This window comes from Pseudomonas benzenivorans, assembly GCF_024397895.1.
GTDB lineage: Bacteria > Pseudomonadota > Gammaproteobacteria > Pseudomonadales > Pseudomonadaceae > Aquipseudomonas > Aquipseudomonas benzenivorans_A.
On sequence record NZ_CP073346.1, the window covers coordinates 1,735,836 to 1,752,970 of the forward strand.

Genomic DNA, 17,135 nt, shown 5'->3' on the forward strand with positions numbered 1-17,135 from the left:
CAGGGGTTGGGGCGCCTCAGTGGAGGCGCAGGTCCAGGGTCATCGGCAGCTCGGGGTTAACCTGCAGCGGGCCCGCCTCGCGCTCGCCCGGACTGTGGCCGAGACGGAAGAAGCGCGCCAGGCGCCGACTCTCCGCCTCGTAGGCATTGACCGGCAGGCTCTCGTAGTTGCGCCCGCCGGGATGGGCGACATGATACTGGCAACCACCCAGGGAGCGGTTCATCCAGCTGTCGACCAGATCGAAAGTCAGCGGCGCGTGCACGCCGATATTCGGCTGCAGACAGGACGCCGGCTGCCAGGCCCGAAAGCGCACGCCACCGACGAACTCGCCGACCTTGCCGGTGGGACACAGCGGCACCGGCACGCCATTGCAGGTCAGCACATAGCGATCGGCCGGCATGCCGGCAACCCTGACCTGCAGGCGCTCCAGCGAGGAGTCGACGTAGCGCACGGTACCGCCGGTGGCGCCCTCCTCGCCCAGCACATGCCAGGGCTCCAGGGCCTGACGCAGTTCCAGCTCGATGCCCTTGACGTTGAAGTCGCCGGCCTTGGGGAAGCGGAACTCGAAATGCGGGGCGAACCACTCGGCCCGCAGCGGGTAGCCGAAGGCATAGAGTTCCTGCAGCACATCGGCGAAGTCCTGCTCGACGAAATGCGGCAGCAGGTAACGGTCATGCAGCTCGGTGCCCCAGCGCACCAGCCGCGCCGGCGCATAGGGCTGCTGCCAGAATCGCGCGATAAGGGCGCGCAGCAACAGCTGCTGAGCCAGGCTCATCCGCCCATGCGGCGGCATCTCGAAGGCGCGCAGCTCGAGCAGGCCGAGGCGGCCGGTGGCCGAATCCGGCGAATACAGCTTGTCGATGCAGAACTCGGCGCGGTGGGTGTTGCCGGTGACGTCCACCAGCAGGTGGCGCAACAGGCGGTCGACCAGCCAAGGCTGGCATGCCTCGCCCGGCTCGGGCATCTGGGCGAAGGCGATCTCCAATTCATAGAGGGCATCGTTGCGCGCCTCGTCGACCCGCGGCGCCTGGGAGGTCGGGCCGATGAACAGGCCGGAGAACAGGTAGGACAGCGACGGGTGGTTGTGCCAGTAGCTGATCAGGCTGCGCAGCAGGTCGGGGCGACGCAGGAACGGCGAGTCGGCCGGGGTCGCGCCGCCGAGCACGAAGTGGTTGCCGCCGCCGGTGCCGGTGTGACGGCCGTCGATCATGAACTTCTCGCTGGACAGGCGTGTCTGGCGCGCCGCCTCGTAGAGGAACTCGGTGCGCTCGACCAGCTCCGTCCAGCTGGCCGCCGGGTGGATGTTGACCTCGATCACCCCCGGGTCGGGGGTGATGCGGAAGAATTGCAGGCGCGGGTCCTGGGGCGGCTCGTAGCCCTCGAGCAGTACCGGACAGTCCAGCTCCGCGGCGGTGGCCTCGATGGCCGCGACCAGCTCCAGATAGTCTTCCAGCCGGCTCAGCGGCGGCATGAACAGATACAGCCGGCCACCCCGCGGCTCGGCACACAGCGCGGTGCGCACCACGTCATCGGCCGACTGCCCGGTCCGCGGCGGTTCGATTGGCGTATTCGCGCTTGCCAGCGCGGCGCCGCGCAGCTCGCGGGCCATCTGCCCGGCGGGTGGCAGCGGCGCGAACAGCTGGGATGGATCGACCGGGTTCACATAGGGGTAGTCGGCCTGCTTGACCCAGGGCTGCGATTCCAGCGGCAGGCGGTAGCCCAGCGGCGAATCACCCGGCAGCAGCCGGCAATGTTCCTCGCGCAGGAACCAGGCGCCGCTCTGCCAGGCGTCTTCGGCGGCGTTGCGGGCCAGCGGCAGAACATGCCCAATCACCTTGCCCAGTCCCTGGCCGAACACCTTGCTCAGGCGCTCGCGCTCCAGCGCATCGTCCAGTCGCGGGTCTTCCGGCGTGACGTTGCTCGGCAGCTTGCGTTCGCGCCACAGGAAATAGAAGAAGTCCTCATAGGCGGCGAAGCTATGCTCGCCACTCAGGCCCAGCCGTGGCGCCAGGGCGGCGAGGAACCGCGCGGCCAGGTGCGCATCGGCGCCGTAGTCACTCTGCTCGTCGGCATACAGCAGCGGTTCGTGCCACAGCGGCTCGCCGTCCCGGCGCCAGTAGCAGTTGAGTGACCAGCGCGGCAGCTGCTCGCCCGGGTACCACTTGCCCTGGCCGAAGTGCACCAGCGCCTCGGGGGCGTAGTGCTCGCGCAGGCGGTGGAACAGTTCGGCGGCCAGGCGGCGCTTGTGCGGCCCGAGGGCAGCGGTGTTCCACTCCTCGCCGTCCGGGTAGTCGAGGGCGACGAAGGTCGGCTCGCCACCCATGGTCAGGCGCACGTCGTCACGCTGCAGGTCTTCGTCGACCCGCCGGCCGAGGGCATCGATGGCCTGCCATTGCGCATCGCTGTAGGGCCGGGTAACCCGCGGCGCCTCCCAGATGCGCTCGATGCGCATCTCATGGGAGAACTCGCATTCGCACTCGTCCACCCCGCCACTGATCGGCGCCGCCGAGGACGGCTCGGGGCTGCAGGCCAGGGGAATATGGCCTTCGCCGGCGAACAGGCCGCTGGTCGGGTCGAGCCCGATCCAGCCGGCGCCGGGCAGGTAGACCTCGCACCAGGCGTGCAGGTCCGTGAAGTCCACCTCGGTGCCGGACGGCCCGTCCAGTGACTTGACGTCAGCGGTGAGCTGGATCAGATAGCCGGAGACGAAACGTGCGGCCAGCCCCAAGTGGCGCATCAACTGCACCAGCAACCAGGACGAGTCGCGGCAGGAGCCGGAGCCCTTTTCCAGGGTTTCCTCGGGCGTCTGCACCCCCGGTTCCATGCGGATCAGGTAGGCGATGTCGCAGGACAGGCGCTGGTTCAGTGCCACCAGAAAGTCGACGCTGGCCGTCGGCGTCAGCTCGATGCCGGCCAGGTAGTCGGCGAACAGTGGCGTGGCCGGCAGCTGCACCAGATAGGGCGCCAGCTCACGCTGCTCGCCCTCTGTGTAAGCAAAAGGAATCTGTTCGGCGTAAGGCTCAAGGAAGAAGTCGAAGGGATTGAACACCGCCATTTCGGCGACCAGGTCGACCTCCACCTTCAGCTCCCGGGTCTTCTCCGGGAACACCAGTCGCGCCAGGTAGTTGCCCTGGGGGTCCTGCTGCCAGTTGATGAAATGCCCGGCCGGCTCGACCTTCAGGCCATAGGACAGCACCCGGGTGCGGCTGTGGGGGGCCGGTCGCAGGCGCACGATCTGTGGGCCGAGCTGCACGGCGCGGTCGTAGCGATAGTGGCTGACGTGATGCAGGGCAATATGGATCGACACGGTGGACCTCCTGCGAACCTGGACGATGCGCTTGTTGAGCAAGGGATATGCCAGGGCTTCGTTACAGAGACTCTAGCCCCTCCCACCGAGGCGCGTACGTCGGCGCGGCGCCATGGCCGGCCGCCAAAACCGGCGGCGTGCCAGCAGAGCGCCCGCCTCATGAGGGATAACGGCCCCCATGGCGCCCTACGCAGGCCGCCACGCATCCGTTACCATCGCGACACTCCCGAGACGAGATGCGCATGTATATCTATCGATTGGTTCTGATTCTGGTTGTGGGGATCTACCTGTTCTCCCCGGCCATCATGGACTGGTGGACCGACCCCAACGGCGCCTGGTACCGGCCCTATCTGCTGTGGCTGATCCTGATCGTCGTGACCTTCATCCTGCAGAGCCAGCGAGACACCGATGAACTCTGAAACATGGCGGCGAAACCCGGTGACCGCCCTTTATCACGCGTCGCAGAGCCTGCGAGCCAGCGATGAGCCCTGATGCCAACCGGCGCCAGGCAGTGACCACCCTCTACCTTTTATCCGCAGAGCCAATCTGATGTTGATGAGCTTTAGCCTGAGCCATCTGATCCTGATCAGCGCCGCCTACCTGCTGGTGCTGTTCGGCGTGGCCTGGGTCAGCGAACACGGCCTGATCCCGCGCTGGATCATCCGCCACCCGCTGACCTACACCCTGTCGCTGGGCGTCTACGCCAGCGCCTGGGCCTTCTATGGCACGGTGGGCCTGGCCTACCAGTACGGCTATGGTTTTCTCGCCAGCTACCTGGGGGTGTCCGGCGCCTTCCTGCTGGCGCCGGTGCTGCTCTACCCCATCCTGCGCATCACCCGCACCTACCAGCTGTCTTCCCTGGCCGACCTGTTCGCCTTCCGCTTCCGCAGCACCTGGGCCGGCGCGCTGAGCACGGTGTTCATGCTGATCGGCGTGCTGCCGTTGCTGGCCCTGCAGATCCAGGCCGTGGCCGACTCGATCGGCATCCTCACCCAGGAGCCAGTCAAGGACCGCGTGGCACTGGCCTTCTGCGGCCTGATCATCCTCTTCACCACCCTGTTCGGCGCCCGCCATATCGCTACCCGCGAGAAGCACGAGGGTCTGGTGTTCGCCATCGCCTTCGAGTCGGTGGTCAAGCTCAGCGCCCTGGCCGCCATCGGCCTGTATGCCCTGTACGGTGTATTCGACGGCCCCCAGGCGCTGGAGCACTGGCTGGTGCAGAACCAGGCGGCCCTGACCAGCCTGCACACGCCGCTGCAGGAGGGGCCCTGGCGCACCCTGCTGCTGGTGTTCTTCGCCTCGGCCATCGTCATGCCGCACATGTACCACATGACCTTCACCGAGAACCTCAACCCGCGGGCCATGGTCAGCGCCAGCTGGGGCCTGCCGCTGTTCCTGCTGCTGATGAGCCTGGCGGTGCCGCTGATCCTCTGGGCCGGCCTGCGCGTCGGCGCCACCACCAACCCGGAATACTTCACCCTCGGCCTGGGCATCGCGGTCAACAGCCCGACCCTGGCGCTGATCGCCTATGTCGGCGGCCTGTCGGCCTCCAGCGGGCTGATCATCGTCACCACCCTGGCGCTGTCCGGCATGGTGCTCAACCACGTGGTGCTGCCGCTGTATCAGCCGCCCACCGAAGGCAACATCTACCGCTGGCTGAAGTGGACCCGACGGATCCTGATCTTCGCCATCATCATGGCCGGCTTCGGCTTCTATCACCTGCTCGGCGCCGAGCAGGACCTGGCCAACCTGGGCATCGTCGCCTTCGTCGCCACCCTGCAGTTTCTCCCCGGCGTGCTCTCGGTGCTGTACTGGCCGACCGCCAACCGCCGCGGCTTCATCGCCGGCCTGCTGGCCGGCATCGGTGTCTGGGTAGTCGGCATGCTGCTGCCGATGCTCGGCAACCTGCAGGGCTTTTACCTGCCGATGTTCAACCTGGTCTACGTGCTGGACGACAGCAGCTGGCACTTCGCCGCGATCGGCTCGCTGGCGGCCAACGTCCTGGTGTTCACCCTGGTGTCGCTGTTCACCGAGGCCAGTGACGAAGAGAAGAGCGCCGCCGAGGCCTGCGCGGTGGATAACGTACGCCGTCCGCAACGGCGCGAGCTGCTGGCCCTGTCGCCCCAGGAGTTCGCCACCCAACTGGCCAAGCCGCTGGGCGCCAAGACCGCCCAGCGTGAGGTCGAGCAGGCCCTGCGCGACCTGCACCTGCCGTTCGACGAGGGCCGCCCCTATGCCCTGCGCCGCCTGCGCGACCGCATCGAGGCCAACCTGTCCGGCCTGATGGGGCCCAGCGTAGCTCAGGACATCGTCGAGACCTTCCTGCCCTACAAGGCCGGCAGCGAGACCTACGTCACCGAGGACATCCACTTCATCGAGAGCCGCCTGGAGGACTACCACTCGCGCCTCACCGGCCTGGCCGCCGAGCTCGACACCCTGCGCCGCTACCACCGCCAGACCCTGCAGGAGCTGCCGATGGGCGTCTGCTCGCTGGCCAAGGATCAGGAGATCCTGATGTGGAACAAGGCCATGGAGGAACTCACCGAGATCCCCGCACAACGCGTGGTCGGCTCGCGCCTGGCCACCCTGGGCGAGCCCTGGCATAGCCTGCTCAGCGGTTTCATCGAGCTGCCCGACCAGCACCTGCACAAGCAGCAACTGGATCTGGATGGCGAAACCCGCTGGCTCAACCTGCACAAGGCGGCGATCGACGAGCCCCTGGCGCCCGGCAGCAGCGGCCTGGTGCTGCTGGTCGAGGACCTGACCGAGACCCAGATGCTGGAAGACAAGCTGGTGCACTCCGAGCGCCTGGCCAGCATCGGCCGCCTGGCAGCCGGCGTGGCCCACGAGATCGGCAACCCGATCACCGGCATCGCCTGTCTGGCGCAGAACCTGCGCGAAGATCGCGAGCAGGACGAGGAGATGGTCGAGCTGAGCGGGCAGATTCTCGAACAGACCAAGCGGGTCTCGCGCATCGTCCAGTCGCTGATGAGCTTCGCCCACTCCGGCACCCACCAGCAGACCGACGAGCCGGTGTCCCTGGCCCAGGTGGCGCAGGACGCCATCGGCCTGCTGGCGCTCAACCGCCTCGGCACCGAGGTGCACTTCTTCAACCTGTGCGACCCCGAGCATTGGGCCGAGGGCGACCCCCAGCGCCTCGCCCAGGTGCTGATCAACCTGCTGTCCAACGCCCGCGACGCCTCGCCGCCGGGGGCGGCGATCCGGGTCAGGAGCGAGGCCTCCGAGCACACCGTCGACCTGATCGTCGAGGACGAGGGCAGCGGCATACCCAAGGTGATCATGGACCGCCTGTTCGAACCTTTCTTCACCACCAAAGAGGTCGGCAAGGGTACCGGCCTCGGCCTCGCGCTGGTCTATTCCATCGTGGAAGAGCATTATGGACAGATAACAATCGACAGCCCGGCCGATCCTGAGCTGCAACGCGGCACCCGCATCCGGGTGACCCTGCCACGGCATGTCGAGGCGACGTCCAAAGCGAATTGAACCTGCGACCTGAGACCGTCGAGAGAACAGATTAATGCCTCATATTTTGATCGTCGAAGACGAAACCATTATCCGCTCTGCCCTGCGCCGCCTGCTCGAGCGCAACCAGTACCAGGTCAGCGAAGCCGGCTCGGTACAGGAAGCGCAGGAACGCTACAGCATCCCCAGCTTCGACCTGATCGTCAGCGATCTGCGCCTGCCAGGCGCGCCGGGAACCGAAATGATCAAGCTGGCCGAAGGCACCCCGGTGCTGATCATGACCAGCTACGCCAGCCTGCGCTCGGCCGTCGACTCGATGAAGATGGGCGCGGTCGACTACATCGCCAAGCCCTTCGACCATGACGAGATGCTTCAGGCCGTGGCGCGCATCCTCCGCGACCATCAGACGCCCAAGAGCAGCCCCGGCGAGCGCCCGGCCAGCAGCGGCCGCGGCGCCAGCGACAAGGACGGCAGCAACGGCGAGATTGGCATCATCGGCTCCTGCCCGCCCATGCAGGAGCTGTACGGCAAGATCCGCAAGGTCGCGCCGACCGATTCCAACGTGCTGATCCAGGGCGAGTCGGGCACCGGCAAGGAGCTGGTGGCGCGCGCCCTGCACAACCTGTCCAAGCGCGCCAAGGCGCCGCTGATCTCGGTCAACTGCGCCGCGATTCCGGAAACCCTGATCGAGTCCGAGCTGTTCGGCCACGAGAAAGGCGCCTTCACCGGCGCCAGCGCCAGCCGGGCCGGCCTGGTCGAGGCGGCCGACGGCGGCACCCTGTTCCTCGACGAGATCGGCGAGTTGCCCCTGGAGGCCCAGGCGCGGCTGCTGCGAGTGTTGCAGGAAGGCGAAATCCGCCGGGTCGGCTCGGTGCAGTCGCAGAAGGTCGACGTGCGCCTGATCGCCGCCACCCACCGCGACCTCAAGGGCCTGGCCAAGATCGGCCAGTTCCGCGAAGACCTCTACTACCGCCTGCACGTCATCGCCCTGAAGCTGCCCGCCCTGCGCGAGCGCGGCAGCGACGTGATCGAGATCGCCCGCGCCTTCCTGCAGCGCCAGTGCATCCGAATGGGCCGCGACGACCTGCAGTTCGCCCAGGATGCCGAACAGGCGATCCGTCACTACTCCTGGCCGGGCAACGTCCGCGAGCTGGAGAATGCCATCGAACGCGCGGTGATCCTCTGCGAGAACAGCAGCATCTCGGCCGAGCTGCTGGGCATCGACATCGAGCTGAACGATCTCGACGAGGACGATGACGCGCCTGCTGGCAGTTCATCCCATGCCAGCAACAGCAGCCTGGAGCCGACCGAGGACCTGTCGCTGGAAGACTACTTCCAGCATTTCGTCCTGGAGCACCAGGACCACATGACCGAGACCGAGCTGGCGCGCAAGCTCGGCATCAGCCGCAAGTGCCTGTGGGAGCGGCGCCAGCGCCTGGGCATTCCACGGCGCAAGTCGGGCGCGGTGACCGGTACCTGAGCCGCGGCGGCGACAATCACGCCGCGCGGAGGTTCCCCGAGCTGTTACCCAATCGACACTTCGTAACAAAAGCCGGGTCTATCGGTAACGACAGCCCGGCTTTTTTGTCCCCGCCCCGCAGCACCAATCAGCCGCAAGTCTTTGTTTTTAAAGGATTCTAAAAAACTGGCACGGCATCTGCTTTATCTATGGGACAACAACAATAACAAGCGACACCCAAAACAATAAAAATAAGACGTATCGACTCCAGAACAACAAGAACAACAAGACGGAGGCGCGGCTAACTGATCATTTTGGAACGGAATTGCCTTTGGGGCTTGCCCCACAACCAGACCGAGAACAATAAAACTGTCACTAGGCAGCCCCCGCACTGGTTGGGTCACGGATTGATCAAGGTAGCGTCAGCATCCAAAGTAATCCGTTTGCTACTGACTCCCAGCTTGGGAGGTTTTCCCCGAGTCACTGACTCGCCGGAACGAGCAACCCGACAAAAACAACAAGCTCGCCATAACAATAAAAACAAAGCACGCACCTACTTGGGGGGGAGCCTAGGCTCCCCCAGTAGCTTCTGCCCCGCCCAGCCCGACTATCTCCCGCCGCTTCCTACACCATCTCCCGACTCGATGCTAGAATCCGCGCCAATCCTGCGGCCATCACGTATTCTGGCCAGTCATTCCGTCATACAGTGCATCCCATGCTGAAAAAGCTGTTCAAGTCTTTACGCTCCCCCCTGCGCCGCGCCAAACACTCGCACAGCACGCCCGAGGTGCTGAACAGCAATCAGCACCCGATCCACCGCGGGGAGATCAGCCGCTACGCTGTCAGCGTGGTCGAGCGCCTGCAGGGTGCCGGCTACCAGGCGTACCTGGTCGGCGGTTGCGTGCGCGACCTGCTGCTGGACATCGACCCCAAGGATTTCGACGTCGCCACCAGCGCCACCCCCGAACAGGTACGCGCCGAATTTCGCAACGCCCGGGTGATCGGCCGACGCTTCAAGCTGGTGCACGTGCATTTCGGTCGCGATATCATCGAGGTCGCCACCTTCCGCGCCAACCACCCCCAAGGCGACGAAGAAGAGAACAGCAACCTGGCCTCGCGCAACGAGAGCGGGCGCATCCTGCGCGACAACGTCTACGGCAGCCTGGAAGACGACGCCCAGCGTCGCGACTTCACCATCAACGCGCTGTACTACGACCCGAGCAGCGAGCGCATCCTCGACTACGCCCACGGCGTGCACGACATTCGCAACCACCTGATCCGCCTGATCGGCGATCCGACCCAGCGCTACCAGGAAGACCCGGTGCGCATGCTGCGGGCGGTGCGCTTTGCCGCCAAGCTGGATTTCGACATCGAGAAGCACAGCGCCGCGCCCATCTACAAGCTGGCACCCATGCTGCGCGAGATCCCCTCGGCGCGCCTGTTCGAGGAAGTGCTCAAGCTGTTCCTCGCCGGCTACGCGGTCTACACCTACGAGCTGCTGGTCGACTACGGCCTGTTCGGCGAGCTGTTCCCCGCCAGCGCCGCGGCGCTCAAGCAGAACCCGGACTACACCGACACCCTGATCCACAACGCCCTGGCCAACACCGACCTGCGCATCCAACAGGGCAAGACCGTGACCCCGGCCTTCCTCTTCGCCGCACTGCTCTGGCCAGCCCTGCCGGCCCGCGTGCTGAAGCTGCAGGAGCGCGGCATGCCGCCGATCCCGGCCATGCAGGAAGCCGCCCACGAACTGATCAGCGAGCAATGCCAGCGCATCGCCGTACCCAAGCGCTTCACCCTGCCGATCCGCGAGATCTGGGACATGCAGGAGCGCCTGCCACGGCGCAGCGGCAAGCGCGCCGACCTGCTGCTGGAAAACCCGCGTTTCCGCGCCGGCTATGACTTCCTCCTGCTGCGCGAGAGCGCCGGCGAGCAGACCGGCGGCCTGGGCGACTGGTGGACCACCTACCAGGACGCCAGCGACAGCGAGCGACGCGCCATGATCCGTGACCTCAGCGGCAAGGACGACGGCCCTGGCGCACCGCGCAAGCGCAAGCGCAGCGGTGGCCGACGCAAGCGCGGCGGTGCCGATGACGGCGCCACGAAGCCCGGCAACGACTGATGGAACGGGCCTACATCGGCCTCGGCAGCAACCTCGCCGAGCCCCTGCAGCAATTGCGCGGCGCCCTCGCCGCGCTGGCCGAACTGCCACACTCGCGCCTGAGCGCCACCTCGTCCTTCTATGCCAGCGATCCACTCGGCCCGGCAGACCAGCCGCGCTACGTCAACGCGGTAGCCGCCCTCGACACCGCGCTCGGCCCGCTGGACCTGCTCGACGCCCTGCAGGCCATCGAGCTGAACCAGGGCCGCACGCGCAAGGCCGAACGCTGGGGTCCGCGCACCCTGGATCTGGACATCCTGCTGTTCGGCCAGCGGCGCCTCGACGAGCCGCGCCTGACGGTGCCGCACTACCACATGCACGCGCGGGCCTTCGTGCTCTACCCCCTGGCCGAGCTGGCGCCGGATCTGGTGCTGCCCGACGGTCGCCCGCTGCAGCAGCTGCTCGCCGCCTGCCCCTTCCAGGGCCTGGAGCGCCTGCCCTAGCGCCGCCCCTTCTGGCTGCAGCCAGCAGCCGAGCGCTGCGCCTGCGGCAAAATACGCGCCCGGCCAGCACCACGCGCCCCGGCATGGGTGGTAACGCCAGTAACGCGCCGGTAACACCCGCAATTGACTTCAAGCCGCCCCATCAGGACTATATGCGTCCCGTTGCCCCGCACCGGTGAAAACCGAGGCCCATGCAGGCCGATTTGAAGCAGCCCGGCTGCTGGCTGGACGCCTGATCGAGGACGATTCGCATGCCTGACGTTACCCTGACCACCCTGCAGAGCCTCAAGCAGAGCGGCGAGAAAATCGCCATGCTGACCTGCTACGACGCCACCTTCGCCCAGGCCGCCAGCCAGGCGGGGGTCGAGGTGCTGCTGGTCGGCGATTCCCTCGGCATGGTGCTGCAGGGGCACGACAGTACCCTGCCGGTGACTGTCGCCGAGATGGCTTACCACACCGCCAGCGTCAAGCGCGGCAACCAGGGCGCACTGATTCTCGTCGACCTGCCCTTTATGGCCTATGCCACCACCGAGCAGGCGCTGGCCAACTGCGCGACCCTGATGCAGGCCGGCGCCCACATGGTCAAGCTGGAAGGCGCCGGCTGGCTGGCCGAGCCGGTGCGTCTGCTGGCCGAGCGTGGCGTGCCCTGCTGCGTCCACCTGGGCCTGACCCCGCAAGCGGTCAACCTGCTCGGCGGCTACAAGGTCCAGGGGCGCCAGGAGGCTCAGGCACGGCAGATGCGCGCCGACGCCATGGCCCTGGAGCAGGCCGGCGCCGCCATGCTGCTGCTCGAGTGCGTGCCCAGCGAGCTGGCTGCGGAAATCAGCCAGGCGGTGAAGATTCCGGTGATCGGCATCGGCGCCGGCAGCGCCACCGACGGCCAGGTGCTGGTCCTGCACGACATGCTCGGTCTGTCCCTGAGCGGTCGCACACCAAAGTTCGTCAAGGATTTCATGGCCGGCCAGAACAGCATTCAGGCCGCCCTCGGCGCCTACGTCCAGGCCGTCAAGACACACAGCTTCCCCGCCCCCGAACACGGATTCTCCATATGAATACGGTCAAGACCGTCCGCGACCTGCGCGCTGCCGTGGCCCAGGCGCGGGCCGAGGGCAAACAGATCGGTTTCGTGCCGACCATGGGCAACCTGCACGCCGGCCATGCCGCGCTGGTGACCAAGGCTGCCCAGCGCGCCGACTTTGTGGTGGCGAGCATCTTCGTCAACCCGCTGCAGTTCGGCCCCAGCGAAGACCTCGACAAGTACCCGCGCACCCTCGCCGACGACCAGGAAAAGCTGCTCGGCGCCGGCTGCCACCTGCTGTTCGCCCCCAGCGTCGAGGAAATGTACCCCGACGGCATGGGGGACCAGACCCGGGTCAGCGTGCCACGGGTATCCGAAGGCCTGTGTGGCGCCAGCCGCCCGGGGCACTTCGAGGGCGTGGCCACCGTGGTGACCAAGCTGCTCAACATGGTTCAGCCGGATCTCGCCGTGTTCGGCCAGAAGGACTTCCAGCAGCTGGCGGTGATCCGCGCCCTGGTCCGCGACCTGAACATGCCGGTACAGATCATCGGCGCGCCTACCGTGCGCGCCGAGGACGGTCTGGCGCTGTCGTCGCGCAACGGCTACCTGACCCCCGAACAGCGGGTCGTGGCGCCCAACCTGTATCGTGGCCTGCAGCAGATCGCGGCGGCGCTGCGCGAGGGTGACCGCGACTTTGCCAAGCTGGTCGCCGCCGCTCAGCAGCAACAGCTGGCCGTGGGCTTTCGCCCGGACTACCTGGAGATTCGCGAGGCCAACAGCCTGCGCGCGGCAACCGCGGAGGATCGCCAGCTGGTGATTCTGGTCGCCGCCTTCATCGGCAACACCCGATTGATCGACAACCTGGCGCTCGACCTCGACGCCACCCCGTAACCCGGCGCCCCGCTCCTGCGCCGGCCACTCGAGCCGCGCGCACGGAGCAGGGCCGCCCTTGGAAACGTTCAGGAGAACGCCATGCACGCGATCATGCTCAAGGCCAAACTGCACCGCGCCGAAGTCACCCACGCCGTACTCGACTACGAAGGCTCCTGCGCCATCGACGGCGAGTGGCTGGACCTGGCCGGCATCCACGAGTACGAGCAGATTCAGATCTACAACATCGACAATGGCGAACGCTTCACCACCTACGCCATTCGTGGCGAAGCCGGCTCGCGGATGATCTCGGTGAACGGTGCGGCGGCGCACAAGGCCAAGGTCGGCGACCGGGTGATCATCTGCGCCTACGCCCAGTACAGCGAGGCCGAGCTGGCCAGCTTCAAACCGCGCATGCTGTACATGGCGCCGGGCAACGAACTGAGCCACACCAGCAACGCCATTCCGTTGCAGGTTGCCTGAGGCGGCGCCCCGCCGGTTACACTGAAAGCCCGGACACGACCTGTGCTCCGGGCTTTTTATTGCCTCAAGATCGATCTCCAGTGAACGCACACGCAGAAGGAAGCCCCGCAATGGCGTACTACCAGCAACCGCTCGATGTCACCGCACTGCCCGCCTGGCAGGCACTGCAAGGCCATAGAGCCGACTTGCAGGACTTCAGCATGCGCGAGGCGTTCAACGCGGATTCGCAGCGCTTCGAGCAACTGTCGCTGAGCAGTTGCGGGCTGTTTCTCGACTATTCGAAGAACCTGATCACCTACGAGACCCGTGACCTGCTGGTGCAACTGGCAAGAGAATGCGGGCTGCAGCCGGCGATCGACGCGCTGTTCGACGGCAAGCCGATCAACGCCTCGGAGGACCGACCGGCCCTGCATACCGCCTTGCGCCGGCCGATCGGCGACCAGGTGCTGGTCGACGGCGTCGACGTGATGCCCGAGGTGCACCGCGTGCTGCACCAGATGACCGAGCTGGTTGGGCGGGTGCATGACGGCCTATGGCGCGGCTACAGCGAGAAGCCCATCACCGACGTGGTCAACATCGGCATCGGCGGCTCCTTCCTCGGCCCCCAGCTGGTCTCCGAGGCGCTGCTGCCGTTCGCCCAGCGCGGCGTGCGCTGCCATTACCTGGCCAATATCGATGGCAGTTCATTCCACGAGCTGGCGGCCAAGCTGCGCGCGGAAACCACCCTGTTCATCGTCTCGTCCAAGTCCTTCAGCACCCTGGAAACCCTGAAGAACGCCCAGGCCGCGCGCCGCTGGTACCTGGCCCAGGGCGGCACCGAGGCCGAGCTGTACCGCCACTTCATCGCGGTGTCGAGCAACCGCGAAGCGGCGGTGGCCTTCGGCATCCACGAGGAAAACATCCTGCCGATGTGGGACTGGGTCGGCGGGCGCTACTCGCTGTGGTCGGCCATCGGCCTGCCGATCGCCATGTCCATCGGCATGTCCAACTTCAAGGAGCTGCTGTCCGGCGCCTACAACATGGACGAGCATTTCCGCAGCGCGCCCTTCGAGCAGAACATGCCGGTGCTCATGGCGCTGCTGGGCATCTGGTACGGCAACTTCTGGGGCGCCCAGACCCAGGCGATCCTGCCGTACGACCATTACCTGCGCAACATCACCAAGCACCTGCAGCAGCTGGACATGGAGTCCAACGGCAAGCGCGTGCTGCAGGATGGCCGCCCCGTACCCTGCGCCACCGGTCCGGTGATCTGGGGCGGGGTGGGCTGCAACGGCCAGCACGCCTATCACCAGTTGCTGCACCAGGGCACCGCGCTGATCCCGGCCGACTTCATCGTGCCGGTGGTCAGCTACAACCCGGTGGCCGACCACCACCAGTGGCTGTACGCCAACTGCCTGTCGCAGAGCCAGGCGCTGATGCTCGGCAAGACCCAGGCCGAAGCCGAGGCGGAACTGCGCGCCAAGGGCCTGGACGAGGACGAGGTGCAGCGCCTGGCGCCGCACAAGGTGATTCCCGGCAACCGGCCGAGCAACACCCTGGTGATGGAACGGGTCAGCCCGCGCCGTCTCGGCGCCCTGGTGGCCCTGTACGAGCACAAGGTCTTCGCCCAGAGCGCGATCTGGGGCATCAACGCCTTCGACCAGTGGGGCGTGGAGCTGGGCAAGGAGCTGGGCAAGAACGTCTACTCGCGCCTGCTGAGCAGCGAACCGGGGCCGGCCGAGGACCCCTCCACCCAGGGTCTGATCGACTTCTTCCGCGCTCGGCACCGCGGCTGAAGCCCGCCACGACCCGGTTCCGACCGGGCCCTTGGCGCAGCGCGGCGACGCTTGAACCCGGCCGCCACAGGGGTGCTAACCTTACGGACATCGCGGACACAACCAGACAAAAGGACCCGCCATGTTTGAGATCACCCGCCACCCGGTGGCCGACGCCGTGCGCCAGCGCGCCCACCTCAACGACCACGACTATCAGCGCCTCTACCGGCAGTCCGTGGAAGAGCCGGAGACCTTCTGGGCCGAGCAGGCGAAAGTCTTCCTCGACTGGTTCAAGCCGTGGCTGAGCGTGCACCACGTCGACATGTACAAGGGCCAGGCCACCTGGTTCAAGGGTGGCCAGCTGAACGTCAGCTACAACTGCATCGACCGTCACCTGCAGCAGCGCGGTGAGCAGATCGCCCTGATCTGGGAGGGCGACAATCCCAGCGAATCCGCCAACATCACCTACAGGGAACTGCATCAGCATGTCTGTCGCCTGGCCAACGTGCTGAAGAGCCGCGGCGTGCAGAAAGGCGACCGGGTGTGCATCTACATGCCGATGATCCCCGAGGCGGCCTACGCCATGCTCGCCTGCACACGGATCGGCGCGGTGCACTCGGTGGTGTTCGGCGGTTTCTCTCCAGATGCCCTGCGCGACCGCATCCTGGATGCGGACTGCCGCACCGTGATCACCGCCGATGAAGGCGTGCGCGGCGGCAAATCCGTACCGCTCAAGGCCAATGTCGACAAGGCCCTGCAGAGCTGCCCGGACGTCTCCAGCGTGCTGGTGGTGCAACGCACCCAGGGCACGATCGACTGGCACCCCGAGCGCGACCTCTGGTTCCACGAGGCCATGCAGGCAGCCAGCCTCGACTGCGCGCCCGAGCCGATGGAGGCCGAGGACCCACTGTTCATCCTCTATACCTCCGGCTCTACCGGCAAGCCCAAGGGGGTGCTGCACACCACCGGCGGCTATCTGCTGATGGCCGCGATGACCCACAAATACGTGTTCGATTATCACGACGGCGACATCTACTGGTGCACCGCCGATGTCGGCTGGGTCACCGGGCACAGCTATATCGTCTACGGTCCGCTGGCCAACGGCGCCACCAGCCTGATCTTCGAAGGCGTGCCGAACTATCCGGACGCCTCGCGCTTCTGGCAGGTGATCGACAAGCACCAGGTGAACATCTTCTATACCGCACCGACCGCCATCCGCGCCCTCATGCGCGAAGGCGAAGGCCCGGTCAAGAGCACCTCGCGCGCCAGCCTGCGCCTGCTCGGCTCGGTGGGCGAACCGATCAACCCGGAAGCCTGGGAGTGGTACTTCAACGTGGTCGGCGACCAGCGCTGCCCGATCGTCGACACCTGGTGGCAGACCGAGACCGGCGCCATCATGATCGCCCCGCTGCCCGGCGCCACGGAGCTCAAGCCCGGCTCGGCCACCCGCCCGTTCTTCGGCGTGCAGCCGGTGCTGCTGGACGACCAGGGCAAGGAGATCGACGGCGCGGGCTCAGGCGTGCTGGCAATCAAGGCCAGCTGGCCGAGCCAGATCCGCAGCGTCTATGGCGACCACCAGCGACTGATCGACACCTACTTCAAGCCCTACCCCGGCTACTACTTCAGCGGCGACGGTGCGCGTCGCGACGAGGATGGTTACTACTGGATCACCGGCCGGGTCGACGACGTGATCAACGTCTCCGGCCACCGCATCGGCACCGCCGAGGTCGAAAGTGCCCTGGTGCTGCACGACGCGGTGGCCGAAGCGGCGGTGGTCGGCTACCCCCACGACGTCAAGGGTCAGGGCATCTACGCCTTCGTCACGCCGATGAACGGAGTGGCGCCGAGCGATGAACTGAAGAAGGAACTGCTGGCCCTGGTCGGCAAGGAAATCGGCAGCTTCGCCAAGCCCGAACTGCTGCAGTGGGCCCCCGGCCTGCCCAAGACCCGCTCCGGCAAGATCATGCGGCGCATCCTGCGCAAGATCGCCTGCAACGAACTGGACAGCCTCGGCGACACCTCGACCCTGGCCGACCCCTCGGTGGTCGACGGCCTGATCGACAAGCGACTCAATCGCTAGAACGCCCCACCATTCCCCCAGTCGCCCTCCCAAGGGCGGCTGCGAGGGACATTCGACCTGCGGCCGAGCTGCGTCCA

The 17,135-nt window shown here is 66.5% G+C and carries 11 protein-coding genes; 10 read left to right on the forward strand and 1 reads right to left on the reverse strand.

Annotation, left to right across the window (positions count from 1 at the left end; genetic code table 11):
• Positions 1–16 precede the first annotated feature (16 nt).
• A complete protein-coding gene (locus KDW96_RS08195; RefSeq protein WP_255839932.1) occupies positions 17–3,307 on the reverse strand; it encodes a transglutaminase family protein in 3,291 nt (1,096 codons plus the stop codon).
• 242 nt (positions 3,308–3,549) lie between these two features.
• Between KDW96_RS08195 and KDW96_RS08200 the strand changes: the two genes are divergently transcribed.
• From KDW96_RS08200 to acs, 10 genes are all read left to right on the forward strand, one after another.
• Complete coding sequence (locus tag KDW96_RS08200; RefSeq protein ID WP_208708330.1) at positions 3,550–3,726, forward strand: hypothetical protein; 177 nt, start codon at positions 3,550–3,552, stop codon at positions 3,724–3,726.
• Positions 3,727–3,856: 130 nt separating this feature from the next.
• Positions 3,857–6,811: a sensor histidine kinase gene (locus KDW96_RS08205; RefSeq protein WP_255839933.1), complete on the forward strand. Its 2,955-nt coding sequence runs from the start codon at positions 3,857–3,859 to the stop codon at positions 6,809–6,811.
• Positions 6,812–6,845: 34 nt separating this feature from the next.
• Positions 6,846–8,270, forward strand: a complete 1,425-nt coding sequence (locus tag KDW96_RS08210; RefSeq protein ID WP_255839934.1) for a sigma-54-dependent transcriptional regulator — start codon at positions 6,846–6,848, stop codon at positions 8,268–8,270.
• A 694-nt stretch (positions 8,271–8,964) separates the two neighbouring features.
• The gene (locus KDW96_RS08215; RefSeq protein ID WP_255839935.1) at positions 8,965–10,371 is read left to right on the forward strand and encodes a polynucleotide adenylyltransferase PcnB; all 1,407 of its coding nucleotides are present in this window, start codon (positions 8,965–8,967) and stop codon (positions 10,369–10,371) included.
• Positions 10,371–10,853 carry a 2-amino-4-hydroxy-6-hydroxymethyldihydropteridine diphosphokinase gene (gene folK / locus KDW96_RS08220; RefSeq protein WP_255839936.1) on the forward strand — a complete coding sequence of 161 codons (483 nt, stop codon included), beginning with the start codon at positions 10,371–10,373 and terminating at the stop codon, positions 10,851–10,853. Before KDW96_RS08215 ends, folK begins: the two co-directional genes overlap by 1 nt.
• Before the next feature lie 251 nt (positions 10,854–11,104).
• Entirely contained in the window at positions 11,105–11,905 is an 801-nt protein-coding gene (panB, locus tag KDW96_RS08225) for a 3-methyl-2-oxobutanoate hydroxymethyltransferase (protein WP_255839937.1), read from the forward strand.
• Complete coding sequence (panC, locus tag KDW96_RS08230) at positions 11,902–12,762, forward strand: pantoate--beta-alanine ligase (protein ID WP_255839938.1); 861 nt, start codon at positions 11,902–11,904, stop codon at positions 12,760–12,762. Before panB ends, panC begins: the two co-directional genes overlap by 4 nt.
• A gap of 81 nt (positions 12,763–12,843) precedes the next feature.
• Positions 12,844–13,224 carry an aspartate 1-decarboxylase gene (gene panD / locus KDW96_RS08235; protein WP_208708323.1) on the forward strand — a complete coding sequence of 127 codons (381 nt, stop codon included), beginning with the start codon at positions 12,844–12,846 and terminating at the stop codon, positions 13,222–13,224.
• A 110-nt stretch (positions 13,225–13,334) separates the two neighbouring features.
• On the forward strand, positions 13,335–14,999 hold the full coding sequence (pgi, locus tag KDW96_RS08240; protein ID WP_255839939.1) for a glucose-6-phosphate isomerase: 1,665 nt from the start codon (positions 13,335–13,337) through the stop codon (positions 14,997–14,999).
• A 121-nt stretch (positions 15,000–15,120) separates the two neighbouring features.
• Positions 15,121–17,058 carry an acetate--CoA ligase gene (gene acs, locus KDW96_RS08245; RefSeq protein ID WP_255839940.1) on the forward strand — a complete coding sequence of 646 codons (1,938 nt, stop codon included), beginning with the start codon at positions 15,121–15,123 and terminating at the stop codon, positions 17,056–17,058.
• Positions 17,059–17,135: the final 77 nt, after the last annotated feature.

What these genes read in the sequence shown, in the direction of transcription:
- KDW96_RS08200 (WP_208708330.1), top strand. Translation starts at nt 3,550, where the DNA reads ATGTATATCTATCGATTGGTTCTGATTCTGGTTGTGGGGATCTACCTG.
- KDW96_RS08215 (WP_255839935.1), top strand. Translation starts at nt 8,965, where the DNA reads ATGCTGAAAAAGCTGTTCAAGTCTTTACGCTCCCCCCTGCGCCGCGCC.
- panD (WP_208708323.1), top strand. Translation starts at nt 12,844, where the DNA reads ATGCACGCGATCATGCTCAAGGCCAAACTGCACCGCGCCGAAGTCACC.
- pgi (WP_255839939.1), top strand. Translation starts at nt 13,335, where the DNA reads ATGGCGTACTACCAGCAACCGCTCGATGTCACCGCACTGCCCGCCTGG.
- acs (WP_255839940.1), top strand. Translation starts at nt 15,121, where the DNA reads ATGTTTGAGATCACCCGCCACCCGGTGGCCGACGCCGTGCGCCAGCGC.
- KDW96_RS08205 (WP_255839933.1), top strand. Translation starts at nt 3,857, where the DNA reads ATGTTGATGAGCTTTAGCCTGAGCCATCTGATCCTGATCAGCGCCGCC.
- folK (WP_255839936.1), top strand. Translation starts at nt 10,371, where the DNA reads ATGGAACGGGCCTACATCGGCCTCGGCAGCAACCTCGCCGAGCCCCTG.
- KDW96_RS08210 (WP_255839934.1), top strand. Translation starts at nt 6,846, where the DNA reads ATGCCTCATATTTTGATCGTCGAAGACGAAACCATTATCCGCTCTGCC.
- panB (WP_255839937.1), top strand. Translation starts at nt 11,105, where the DNA reads ATGCCTGACGTTACCCTGACCACCCTGCAGAGCCTCAAGCAGAGCGGC.
- panC (WP_255839938.1), top strand. Translation starts at nt 11,902, where the DNA reads ATGAATACGGTCAAGACCGTCCGCGACCTGCGCGCTGCCGTGGCCCAG.